The sequence below is a fragment of the Oligella ureolytica DSM 18253 genome, assembly GCF_000373745.1.
In the GTDB taxonomy this organism is placed as follows: domain Bacteria; phylum Pseudomonadota; class Gammaproteobacteria; order Burkholderiales; family Burkholderiaceae_B; genus Oligella; species Oligella ureolytica.
On record NZ_KB892301.1, the window covers coordinates 22255 to 34309 of the forward strand.

14 protein-coding genes and 1 pseudogene are annotated in these 12055 nt (G+C 41.3%); 12 read left to right on the forward strand and 3 right to left on the reverse strand.

Translation table 11 applies throughout. The features are described from left to right. The 12 genes from B092_RS0106700 (at window position 1) to B092_RS14700 (ending at window position 10131) form a co-directional block, all read left to right on the forward strand. Window positions 1-1128 carry a glycosyltransferase family 4 protein gene (locus B092_RS0106700; RefSeq protein ID WP_018574485.1) on the forward strand — a complete coding sequence of 376 codons (1128 nt, stop codon included), beginning with the start codon at window positions 1-3 and terminating at the stop codon, window positions 1126-1128. Then, window positions 1115-1921, forward strand: a complete 807-nt coding sequence (locus B092_RS13885; protein WP_018574486.1) for a glycosyltransferase family 2 protein — start codon at window positions 1115-1117, stop codon at window positions 1919-1921. Before B092_RS0106700 ends, B092_RS13885 begins: the two co-directional genes overlap by 14 nt. Window positions 1922-1934: 13 nt before the next feature. Further along, window positions 1935-3125, forward strand: coding sequence for a dTDP-glucose 4,6-dehydratase (locus B092_RS0106710; RefSeq protein ID WP_018574487.1), 1191 nt, complete (start codon window positions 1935-1937; stop codon window positions 3123-3125). Beyond that, complete coding sequence (gene rfbA / locus B092_RS0106715; protein WP_018574488.1) at window positions 3122-4006, forward strand: glucose-1-phosphate thymidylyltransferase RfbA; 885 nt, start codon at window positions 3122-3124, stop codon at window positions 4004-4006. The genes B092_RS0106710 and rfbA overlap by 4 nt, the downstream gene beginning before the upstream one ends. Beyond that, complete coding sequence (locus tag B092_RS0106720; RefSeq protein ID WP_018574489.1) at window positions 4003-4404, forward strand: sugar 3,4-ketoisomerase; 402 nt, start codon at window positions 4003-4005, stop codon at window positions 4402-4404. The genes rfbA and B092_RS0106720 overlap by 4 nt, the downstream gene beginning before the upstream one ends. 147 nt (window positions 4405-4551) lie before the next feature. Beyond that, window positions 4552-5013 (forward strand): acyltransferase, encoded by a 462-nt coding sequence (locus B092_RS16030; protein WP_018574490.1) that lies wholly within the window; start codon window positions 4552-4554, stop codon window positions 5011-5013. Next, the gene (locus B092_RS0106730; RefSeq protein ID WP_018574491.1) at window positions 5010-6116 is read left to right on the forward strand and encodes a DegT/DnrJ/EryC1/StrS family aminotransferase; all 1107 of its coding nucleotides are present in this window, start codon (window positions 5010-5012) and stop codon (window positions 6114-6116) included. Before B092_RS16030 ends, B092_RS0106730 begins: the two co-directional genes overlap by 4 nt. 393 nt (window positions 6117-6509) lie before the next feature. Next, the gene (locus B092_RS0106735; RefSeq protein WP_018574492.1) at window positions 6510-7136 is read left to right on the forward strand and encodes a sugar transferase; all 627 of its coding nucleotides are present in this window, start codon (window positions 6510-6512) and stop codon (window positions 7134-7136) included. Continuing rightward, the gene (locus B092_RS0106740; protein WP_018574493.1) at window positions 7129-7794 is read left to right on the forward strand and encodes an acetyltransferase; all 666 of its coding nucleotides are present in this window, start codon (window positions 7129-7131) and stop codon (window positions 7792-7794) included. Before B092_RS0106735 ends, B092_RS0106740 begins: the two co-directional genes overlap by 8 nt. 9 nt (window positions 7795-7803) lie before the next feature. After that, complete coding sequence (locus B092_RS0106745; protein ID WP_018574494.1) at window positions 7804-8976, forward strand: DegT/DnrJ/EryC1/StrS family aminotransferase; 1173 nt, start codon at window positions 7804-7806, stop codon at window positions 8974-8976. 7 nt (window positions 8977-8983) lie between these two features. Continuing rightward, window positions 8984-9538: a hypothetical protein gene (locus B092_RS0106750; RefSeq protein WP_018574495.1), complete on the forward strand. Its 555-nt coding sequence runs from the start codon at window positions 8984-8986 to the stop codon at window positions 9536-9538. Next, the gene (locus tag B092_RS14700; RefSeq protein WP_083907484.1) at window positions 9493-10131 is read left to right on the forward strand and encodes a transglycosylase domain-containing protein; all 639 of its coding nucleotides are present in this window, start codon (window positions 9493-9495) and stop codon (window positions 10129-10131) included. Before B092_RS0106750 ends, B092_RS14700 begins: the two co-directional genes overlap by 46 nt. Window positions 10132-10242: 111 nt before the next feature. Here B092_RS14700 and B092_RS0106760 read toward each other — a convergent pair whose 3' ends face one another. The 3 genes and pseudogenes from B092_RS0106760 to B092_RS15610 all read right to left on the reverse strand — a co-directional run. Next, on the reverse strand, window positions 10243-11451 hold the full coding sequence (locus B092_RS0106760) for an IS256 family transposase (RefSeq protein WP_018574497.1): 1209 nt from the start codon (window positions 11449-11451) through the stop codon (window positions 10243-10245). Between the two features lie 56 nt (window positions 11452-11507). Next, window positions 11508-11729 (reverse strand): hypothetical protein, encoded by a 222-nt coding sequence (locus B092_RS0106765; protein ID WP_018574498.1) that lies wholly within the window; start codon window positions 11727-11729, stop codon window positions 11508-11510. A gap of 100 nt (window positions 11730-11829) precedes the next feature. Next, window positions 11830-12055 (reverse strand): annotated as a pseudogene (locus B092_RS15610) (hypothetical protein); the annotation flags it as partial.

A 12055-nucleotide genomic window follows, 5' to 3' on the forward strand; every position in this document is an offset into this window, starting at 1 on the left:
TTGAAAAAAATTGTACATTTCACATCTGTCCATAAACGCTACGACATAAGAATTTTTTTAAAGCAATGTGTAACTTTAGCTAATGCTGGTTATGATGTTTATCTTGTTGTAGCAGATGGTTTAGGTGATGAAGTTAAAAATGGTGTTAAAATTTTAGACGTGGGTTGTAGTAATAGCGGCAGAATTGGTCGTATGCTTAATACAACAAAACGAGTTTATACTAAAGCTTTAGAGCTTAAAGCTGATTTTTATCATTTTCATGATCCAGAGCTTATTCCTTCAGGTTTAAAGCTGAAATATAAAACCAATGCAGTTGTTGTCTTTGACTCGCATGAAAACTATGCTGATGATATAAAAGATAAGCCTTATCTGAATTTTGTAATGAGAAGTGTTGTTTCAACTGTGTATTCTTTTTTAGAAAAAGTTATGGTAAAAAAATTAGATGCCGTAATAGCGGCAACTCCTTCTATTTGCAATCATTTCAAGTCACTTAATGCGATAAGCTTAGATATAAATAATTTTCCTTTTGAAAGTGAGTTTGAGCCGCTAGAGAAGTCGATTGATATTAAATATAGCGCTGTATATATAGGTACTGCTTCAAAAGTTAGAGGCTTGCAGGAATTAGTAGATTCATTTGCTATTAATACAAACTTGAATCTTGCAATTGCAGGAAATTTCTCAGAGCTTGAATTTGAAAATAAATTAAGGACGAGTCCTGGCTGGTCAAATGTTAGCTTTTTGGGGTTGTTAAACCGAGAATCAGTTAGAGAACTATTGTCCCAGTCTACCGTGGCAATAGTTACATTTTTACCAGCACCCAACCATATGGAATCTCAGCCTAATAAAATGTTTGAATATATGAGCGCTGGTTTACCTGTTGTTTGCTCTGACTTTCCTCTTTGGAAAGAAATTATAGAAGATAATAATTGTGGTATTTGCGTGAATCCTGAGTCTCCTCAAGCAATAGCAAAGGCTATTCTGTACTTAAATCAAAATAAAGATAAAGCAGAAGAAATGGGCCGTAATGGACGAAAAGCAGTTTTAGAGAAATATAACTGGACAGCCGAAGCACAGAAGCTATTAATGTTTTACACCTCATTATTGGGGCAGTCAAATGATAGAAAATAACCCATTAGTAAGTGTCGTAATTCCTTCGTATAATCATATTAATTATATAGAAAAATCTATTCGTAGTGTTTTTGATCAAACATATAAAAATATTGAACTTATTGTTGTTGACGATGGTTCTAAAGATGGCTCTTGTGAGCTGCTTATGCAATTAAAAGAAGAGCTTGGCTTTACATTGGTTATGCAAGAAAATGCTGGTGTTTGTAAAACGCTTAATCGAGGGATACAAGATTTTTCAAAAGGTTTGGTTATATGTATTTTAGCTTCCGATGATTACTATCACCCTTCGAAAGTTGAGAAGCAAATCAAAGCAATGCAGCGTAATATCAAATCTGAGTTTTGTTATACTCAAGCGCTTGAGTTCGATTCAGATACTGGGAAAGAATTAAGAGTTTTTCCAAAGAAAGAATTTATTGGGAATGTATTGAGTAAAATATCATTACGGCAACCTTATGCTGCTGGTAGCATTATGTTTACGAGGGAGTTATACGATCGTGTCGGAGGATTTGACCCTTTTCTTAAATATGAAGACTGGGATTTCTCTATTCGATGTGCTGCTGTTACTGAATTTTCAAGTGTAAATGAACCGCTTTTTTATTATAGATCACATGAAACGAATACAATGAAAACCTTAAATCGACGAGAGATATTTCATGGCAAGTCGATGATTTTATCAAAGAACTATTTGTTGATTAAGCCTAGTAGCTGGCTCTTATCTATTCTCTTTCATTTCTTTTACGATCATGGGTTTGCACTTTTTAAGCATATGAAGATTAAGAGTATTGTAAATTAGTGGGGCTGTTCAGATGAAAATTTTAATCACAGGTGGCGCTGGCTTTATTGGCTCGGCAGTTATTCGCCACATCATAAATAACACCCAAGACAGCATCGTCAATCTCGATAAGCTTACTTATGCCGGAAACTTAGAAAGCTTGCTTGAGATAAGCCAAAGCGACCGTTATACGTTCGAGCAAGTTGATATTTGTAATGCAGACGAACTTAAACGGACATTCGCTGAACATCAGCCTGACGCTGTGATGCATCTTGCCGCTGAGTCACACGTCGACCGCTCCATCGATGGCCCAGCAGAATTCATTCAAACCAATATCGTAGGTACTTACATCTTGCTCGAAGCGGCACGCGCCTACTGGAATGCACTCCCAGAAGACCGCAAACAAGCCTTCCGCTTCCACCACATCAGCACCGACGAAGTCTATGGCGACCTGCCACACCCCCATGACGAACCTGAAAACAATGTAGGTCGGCCTTCAGCCCGACAAGTCGGCCTAAAGGCCGACCTACAAGAGCAACAAGGTTTGCCTCTCTTCACAGAGCAAACATCTTACGCGCCAAGTTCCCCATACAGCGCCAGTAAAGCCAGCTCCGACCACCTCGTCCGCGCTTGGCTACGCACCTATGGCTTCCCTACAATAATCACCAACTGCTCCAACAACTATGGTCCATATCACTTCCCGGAAAAACTCATCCCTTTAGTGATACTTAATGCCCTAGAAGGCAAGCCACTACCGATTTACGGTAAAGGCGACCAAATCCGCGACTGGCTCTACGTTGAAGACCACGCTCGCGCTTTATATAAAGTGGTCACCGAAGGCAAAATTGGCGAAACCTACAACATTGGCGGCCACAACGAAAAACAAAACATCGAAGTCGTCGAAACCATTTGCGCAATTTTAGATGAGCTACGCCCCCGTGAGACTGCTACGTCGCAATCACCAACCGTCATTGCGAGCGCAGCGAAGCAATCCACCGCTTCCAGCTACAAATCGTTAATCACCTACGTCACCGACCGCCCCGGCCACGACCGCCGCTACGCCATCGACGCCAGCAAAATCGCTAAAGAACTCAACTGGCAACCAGAAGAAACCTTTGAGTCAGGCATCCGTAAAACCGTGCAGTGGTACTTAGATAACCAACAATGGTGCAAAAACGTCCAAGACGGCAGTTACCAGCGCGAACGCTTAGGAGTCACATCATGAGTAACAACACAAAAGGAATTGTCCTAGCCGGCGGCTCAGGCACACGCTTGTATCCCATCACCAAAGGCGTATCCAAGCAGCTACTACCCATCTACGACAAGCCGATGATTTACTATCCATTATCGGTTCTGATGCTGGCAGGGATTCGCGATATTTTACTGATCAGCACACCAGAAGATATCAGCGGTTATCAACGCCTGCTGGGTGATGGCAGTGAGTTTGGAATTAATCTGACCTACGCCGAACAGCCCAGCCCCGATGGTTTAGCCCAAGCTTTTATTATTGGTGAAGACTTTATTGGCGACAGCAACGTGTGCTTAGTGTTGGGCGATAATATTTTCTATGGTCAAGGCTTTGGTCCCATGCTGCGTAAAGCGGCGGCCAAGCCCAGCGGCGCAACGGTGTTTGGTTATCAAGTGAAAGACCCAGAGCGCTTTGGTGTGGTTGAGTTTGATGAAAACCAGCGCGCTATTTCCCTTGAAGAAAAGCCACTGAAACCAAAATCACACTATGCTGTAACCGGCCTGTATTTTTACGATAACGATGTGGTGAAAATCGCCAAACAAGTGCAGCCCTCCGAGCGTGGCGAGTTAGAAATCACCAGCATCAACCAAGCCTATCTAGAGCGCGGCGACTTAGACGTTGAGTTGCTTGGCCGTGGATTCGCTTGGCTGGATACCGGCACCCATGAAAGTTTGCTTGAGGCCGGTATGTTTGTCGAAACCATTGAGAAACGCCAAGGCTATAAAATTGCTTGCTTAGAAGAGATAGCCTTTAACAACGGCTGGCTCAGCCAAGAAGACTTACAGCGTATAGGTCAGCAGCTGAGTAAAAATAGTTATGGGCAGTATTTGCTTGCTTTAATGGAAGGTAAATTATGAGCTTAATTCAATGGGCTCACTTCCCGCCTCTCGGCGACGCTCGTGGTTCGCTGGTTGCCTTAGAAGCCGAAAAAACCGTTCCCTTTGAAATCAAGCGTGTGTACTACATTTTTGGCACACAGCAGGGCGTAGCTCGCGGCTTTCATGCCCACCACAATCTAAAGCAAGTGGCCGTCTGCGTAACAGGTAAATGCCGAATGATTTTAGACGATGGCAAAAATCGTGAAGAAGCCTGGCTCGACTCGCCTACTAAAGGCTTATTGATCGGTGATTTAATCTGGCGAGAAATGCACGACTTCAGCGAAGACTGTGTACTGCTAGTGCTAGCCAGCGAACATTATGATGAAGCTGATTATATTCGTGATTATGATGCGTTCATAAAAATTGTGAATGCTTAATTTTGAGTTTTGAATAGCGAAGATGAACTGTTTCACTTTGCTTGCATAGACTAATAGTTCTGTCATTGCGAGAAGCGTAGCGACGTGGCAATCCATGGTTAAATCTTCAGTTATGCCTAAATATCTTTATAACGGGTGCGAAATCTTATGAGTTACATTCATCCGCTAGCTGATGTACACAGTCAAAATATAGGTAAAGACACCAAAGTGTGGCAGTTTTGTGTGGTTTTGGCAGGCGCAGTAATAGGCAAAAACTGCAATATAAACGCTCAAGTACTGATTGAAAACGATGTCATTATCGGCAACAACGTCACCGTTAAGTCAGGGGTGCAGATATGGGATGGTTCGCGAATAGAGGACAATGTTTTTCTTGGGCCCAATGCCACATTAACCAACGACAAAGCGCCACGCTCTAAACAATATCCCGAAGCTTTTCAAGGCATCACCTTAAAAGAAGGTTGTAGCATCGGAGCAAACGCCACCATTTTACCGGGTATTACTATTGGTAAAAACGCCATGGTCGGTGCGGGCGCAGTCGTTACTAAAGACGTGCCAGATTATGCAGTTGTTGTTGGTAATCCAGCAAAAATTATTAGGTATATAAAATGATCCCTTTCCTAGATTTAAAAGCCATCAACGCCCAATACCGTGATGAGCTTATAGAAGCCTGTACCCGTGTTATCGACTCTGGCTGGTACATCGCTGGTAATGAACTAGCACAATTTGAACAGGCGTTCGCCAGCTACTGCGGCACTAAGCACGCGATTGGCGTGGCCAATGGCCTTGATGCACTGATTCTCACCCTGCGCGCGTGGAAAGAGTTGGGCAAGCTCAAAGACGGCGACGAAGTGATTGTGCCGTCCAACACCTACATTGCCAGCATTTTAGCCATCAGCGCCAATGACCTTGTGCCGGTGCTCGTTGAGCCAGATGTAGCCACTTACAATCTATGCCCGAAACAAACCGAAGCGGCGATTACCGCTAAAACACGCGCCATTCTCCCTGTGCATTTATACGGCCAGTTAGCTGATATGCCCGCCATTATGGCTATCGCCCAGCGCCATAACTTACTTGTGCTAGAAGATTCTGCCCAAGCCCATGGAGCAGAACTAAACGGCAAAAAAGCGGGTAACTGGGGCGATGCCAGCGGTTTTAGCTTTTACCCAGGTAAAAACCTCGGTGCACTAGGCGATGCCGGTGCAGTCACGACCAATGATGACCAGCTCGCCGAAACTTTACGCGCACTGCGCAACTACGGCTCACATGAAAAATATAAAAACCTTTTCCAAGGTGTTAACAGCCGCTTAGATGAAATCCAAGCCGCGATGCTCAGTGTAAAACTACGTCATTTAGATACAGAGATAGCGCGTCGCCGTGCTGTAGCTGCAGCGTATATAAAAGGCATAAATAATCAGGCAATAATTTTGCCTACTCAACAGGATGAAGCTAACGTTTGGCACGTATTTGTAGTCCGTTGTGAACAACGTGAAGCATTACAAAAGCACTTACTGGATAAAGGCATTCAAACCTTAATTCACTACCCAATCCCACCGCATCAGCAACAAGCCTATACAGAATTAAATTCAGAGAGCTATCCAGTATCTGAAATGATTCATCAGCAAGTGATGAGCTTGCCAATGGGTCCAACGATTACAGATGAACAGGTTGCTGCAGTAATCAATGCATGTAATAGCTTTGAAGCTAAAGAGTAATTTATAAAAACGCTGCGGATTAAGTGTTATCAACAGTTTGTATTGGTGAGCTCATTACGTATTGTATTAGCACACTGTTGAATACATGTAATGACCGTGCGGTTTTAGTGTTTTCTTGCTAGAGAGAAATTTTGTTGATAAACACTTGGATTAACGCCTTTTACGATGTAACACCTAGTAAAAACCAAAGAGAAAATAATAGTTGTCAATGATTGTTTAAATAATACTCTATTTTTATAATAGGTATTACCTTTTGTACTCTAATGTGACTCAAAGGGTTTAGTAATGCGTTTGTTGAGTAGAAAGGATTTTAATTTTTAGTGGAAAAGACTAAAATAACATGATTTATCGTTTGATTATGATGAAAGTTCAAGTTAAGAGGTTTGGTAATAAATGATAAATCTGTTTTCTAAAAGGGCCTTGGACATCGTTGTGTCTTTTATTGGGTTAATTCTACTAAGTCCTCTTTTTCTTCTTTTGTATTTTAAAATAAAAAAAGAAATGGGTACGCCGGTTATTTTCTCGCAAATACGTCCCGGTAGAGATGGTAAACCATTTCGCATGTATAAGTTTCGTTCGATGAAAGATGCGACCGACCAAGATGGTAATCCATTACCCGATGCAGACAGGATAACGCCTTTTGGTGCTAAATTGCGCACTACGAGTCTGGATGAATTGCCTGAGTTATGGAATGTTTTAAAAGGTGAAATGAGTCTAGTAGGACCTAGGCCATTATTAATGGAGTATCTCCCATTATATTCAACAGAGCAATATCGTCGTCATGAAGTACGTCCCGGCATCACAGGCTGGGCTCAAGTCAATGGTCGTAATGCGATTAGTTGGGAAGAGAAGTTTGAATATGATGTCTGGTATGTAGATAATCAGTCATTTTTATTAGATATAAAGATTCTTTTGTTAACTATCAAAAAAGTATTTGTAAAAGAAGGGATAAGTGCTGAAGGCGAGGTAACGATGCCAAAGTTTACAGGTTCATCAAAGAGGGAAGATAATCATGAGTAATCAAAATGTTTACGCCGTATTCGGTGCCAGCGGCTATGGCCGTGAAGTTATGCCTTTAGCACGAGTAAACTTGTTGAGTCATAATGTAGATCTTCAGCAATTGTATTTTATCGATGATAATGCAGTGCGGGATAGTAGTGTCAATGGTCATAAAGTTTTAAGTTTTGAACAGTTTTTAGGGTTAGAGGCAGAAGAACGTTACGTCTCTATTGCTATCGCCAATAGTGAGATACGTGAGAAGTTATCTAAAAGATGTTTGGAGCATGGCGTTAAGTCTTGGACTGTTATAGCGGATAACGTATGTGTTTTAGATAACGTTGAGTTAGGTGAGGGTGCAATATTAAATCCTTTTGTGACCTTAACTTCAGATATAAAAATTGGCCAACATTTCCATGCAAATATTTATAGTTATGTAGCCCATGACTGTGTTATTGGTGATTATGTGACATTTGCACCGAATGTGAAATGCAATGGAAACATTATTATTGAAGATCATGCATATATAGGCACTGGAGCAGTTTTGAAGCAGGGTACACCAGATAATCCTTTAGTAATCGGCAGCGGTGCTGTTGTTGGCATGGGAGCTGTCGTCACCAAAAGTGTTCCTGCTAATACAACCGTTATTGGTAATCCAGCTAAACCTCTAATTAAATCGTAGGTTCTTATTATGTTAAATACTCCATTTTCTCCTTGGCCATCGTTTACGCAGGAAGAAGCAGAGGCGACTCAACGCGTATTGTTGTCCAATAAGGTCAACTATTGGACTGGTCAAGAAGGACGAGAGTTTGAAAAAGAGTTTGCCGCATATATCGGCACTGATTATGCCGTTGCGATTGCTAATGGTACCTTAGCACTTGATGTTGCTTTTAAAGCATTAGACATAGGTGAGGGTGATGAGGTGATTGTGACACCTCGAACCTTTTTGGCCTCTGCTTCTAGTATTGTTAATGCAGGAGCAATTCCAGTGTTTGCCGATGTTTGTCGAGACTCGCAAAATATTACTCCTGAAACCATTAAAGCAGTACTAACTCCAAAAACACGAGCAATACTTGCGGTGCATCTTGCAGGCTGGTCATGTGATATGGAAGGTATCATGCAGATAGCAGAAGCGCATGACTTATATGTGATTGAGGATTGTGCTCAAGCGCATGGAGCATACTATCAGGGTAAGGCCGTTGGCTCTATTGGTCATATCGGTGCTTGGTCTTTCTGTCAGGATAAGATCATGACTACCGGTGGTGAAGGGGGCATGGTCACAACCAATGATGAAGTTTTATGGAAGAAGATGTGGTCTTATAAAGATCATGGTAAGTCTTGGGATTCTGTCTATGAAAAACAGCATCCGCCAGGTTTCCGTTGGTTGCATGACTCCTTTGGTACTAACTGGCGCATGACTGAAATCCAGTCTGTATTAGGTCGGATTCAGACTAAGCGTATGCCTGAATGGCACAAAGCACGTATTGCTAATGCAAACAAGATCTGGGATGCTGCTAAGCAGCTACCAGGACTACGCGTACCGGAAGTTCCTTCCGATATTATTCATGCAGCGTATAAGTGCTATGTTTTTGTAGAGCCGACCCAGCTCAAAGATGGCTGGGATCGTGACCGCATCATGAATGAGATTAGCGCAAGAGGTGTTCCTGCATTCTCAGGTTCGTGTTCAGAGGTCTATCTAGAAAAAGCTTTTGATAACACACCCTATAGACCTAAAAAATCATTACCTGTAGCCAAAGAGCTAGGAGAAACCAGCCTGATGTTCTTGGTTCATCCTACCTTGACAGAAGAAGAGATGGGTAAAACAGTGGCAGTGTTGACAGAGGTTATGCGAGAGGCAGTTTAAAAGAGCAATGTTACTTTTTTTTAATGCTTTTAGCAGCTCTTTGCTTGCTGCTATTGTGTTCGCTTTATTGGTTTTTTATATTAAAGAAAAGAGAGACCCTAGTAAAAATTTAAATGGGCGTTTTTATTTGTTGACTAAAACTAAAAGAACTAGCTATAAATCTTATAAAGAAATGTGGATTTGTAGAGAGGTCATTATTTCATTTGCTAATAAAACTGTTGTAGGTAAGAGTGAAAAAATCAAAGAATTCGCACCAAATAGTAATGAAAATAAAAATAAATATATAAAAAATGTCTTTGAATATAAACATCATGACCGAGTCATGGGTACTATTACAGGCGGGGTTGAAAGGAAATACTTAGGACGTAGTAAGCTGTACCTAATTCTAACTGAAGACAATCCTAAGTCTCGAAAGAGTTCAATATACATAGAGCTTGACCTAGGGTTTGCTTGGGGTCAGAAGAAAGAATTAAAAGGTACATTTGAGTCAACGGTAGCAAAATCTTCAGGTATAGCATGTTTACAAAAAGAAGAATACGAAAGTTGTTCTATTTGTTACTGACTTTGGCTTTTTTGTTTGTGACAATGCCGATTTACTGTCGACAAAGTGTACGCAGAGATTTCAAACGTTGTTTTGTGAAAGTCAGGAAAGAAAGTATTGGAAAAACTTCATTTATTCACTATCTTTTAATCTTGGCAGAAGACCATAGAACGGAGCTTCATTTTGGAGTCGATTTTATAGCTATAGTCAGAGCTTTTAAAGTTAATTTACTTGAAAATAAAAGACAAGGTGCTAGTACGATTGAACAGCAACTTGTAAGAGTAATTACTGCACGAAGGGAAATGACCAAAAGTAGAAAGTTACGTGAACAACTCTTAGCTATTAGTATTTGTTTGTTTTTTTCAAAAAAACAGATTTATATTGCATACATAAATTTAGGATATTATGGGGAAGAGTTTGAGCATAATAAAAAACTAAAACTAGCTACTTACGACTGTTATTATAAATTAATTGCTTATTTAAAATATCCAAAACCTAGTAGGCCTAATGTTGAGCATGTAGCTAAAATAGAGAGACGCGTGAGGCATATACAATTGATAGAGTCAGGCTCACATAGTTTAATATGGAGAGATAACATTTTAATTTTGGAATAAAGTTAGAGAGAGTGTATTTTATCCGACTAAAAAAGGCTCATATTCCTCTGTGTTTAAATAGTCGAACTCACTTTCTTTGAGTCTGTAGATAATTCTGTGTAAACATCTTGGTTATACATAATCGCTGATGCGATCTTCAAACTCAATAATAAATCGATTCAATGCCAATTTCCAGTTGCGGATTGGCATTGTCCATTTTTTAGATGCATCCATGATAGCAAGGTACACCACCTTTCTGGCTGAATCATCCGTAGGGAATAGCTTACGTTTGTTAATCGCCTTACGAATGACGCTATTGAGTGACTCAATGGCATTGGTGGTGTAAATGGCTCGTCGAATGTCCTCCGGGTAGCGGAATAAGGTGTTTAAGTTAGACCAGTTCGCCTGCCAGCTGCGGCTAATTTGCGGATACTTGTCATCCCATTGCTGACCGAACAACTCTAATTCGTGCAAAGCTTCTTCTTCCGTGGCGGACTGATAAATGCGCTTGAGGCCTGTGGCGACCGCCTTGTAATCCTTGTAGGGTACGAACTTCATGGAGTTACGGACCATATGAACAATGCAGAGTTGAATCTGCGTCTGTGGATAAACAGCACTGATGGCATCCGGGAAGCCCTTAAGGCCATCTACGCAAGCAATGAGGATATCCTTCAGCCCACGGTTCTGTAGCTCAGTAAGGACGGCTAGCCAGAACTTAGCGCCTTCATTTTCAGATAACCACATGCCTAACAGCTCTTTGTGGCCTTCTAAATTAACACCTAGCGCCAGATAGATTGCTTTGTTGATGACTCGCTTATCTTGTCTAACTTTGACAACAATGCAATCCAAGTAAACGATGGGATAGACTGCATCTAAGGGGCGAGACTGCCACTCATCCACTTTCTCTATCACGGCATCAGTTACTTTAGAGATCAGTGTAGGCGAGACATCAGCGCCATACATTTCCTTGAAGGTTGCCACGATTTCGCGTGTCGTCATGCCTTTGGCGTAAAGGCTTAAGATCTTATCGTCCATCGAGGTAAAACGTGTCTGGCCTTTTTTAACGAGCTGAGGCTCAAAGCTGCCATCACGATCTCGGGGTGTTTCTAGCTCAAACTGACCGTCTTCTGTCTTGACTGTCTTAGAGGCATAGCCATTACGGCTATTCTCGTTATTTGACGCCTGATGACGATCGTAGCCAAGGTGTTCGTCGAGCTCCGCATTAAGCGCAGCCTCGACCGTCACCTTCGTTAATACCTGCCTAAATTCAGCTAAGTCTTTTTCAGTTTTTAAGCCTTTAGCGACTTCACGAGCAAAGGCTTCTAAGGTCTTTTTATCCATGTGATCTATCCTTTTCCCTCTATGGGTATCATGATAGATGATTTACACAGTTTTATTTATAGTCTCTCAATTTTTGAAGTAATTCTTAATTCGTCATAATGGCGAAACCCTATAGTTTTAGAGAGTAAATTATTGGCAACGGCTTCGATAGCAGCAGCACAAGCTAAAAAGCATATAGCTGCTCCTCCATGTTCTTTTGCTTTATCATCTTGTTCAAGAATGGCCTTTGTTTGTGCGAGAAAGACTTGCTCAGCATAAAAATATACGCGATAAGTCATTGTCATTGTTTATATTTAGTATAGTTGTCACTCAATCTAAGTTTAAAGGGAAGTTAAGCGTGCGGTATTTGTCAAGATAGTTGTCACTCATACATAAATTTTAAGCTGCTTTTTTTACTCTTAAATCATTCTCCGGATTTAACGTGACGACACCTAAAGGGGTGCAGTTTCTTACTGCACGTGAACCCCAGCGCATTGGATTATCTCTTTTGGCATTCGCTAGCACTTTGTGCCGCTTTGCTAGTATTTCACGGTCTTTGCCCTCATGGCGTTGCTGTGGTGTTACGTAATTAAGCTGACTGTGACGATGAACAGTGTTGTACCAT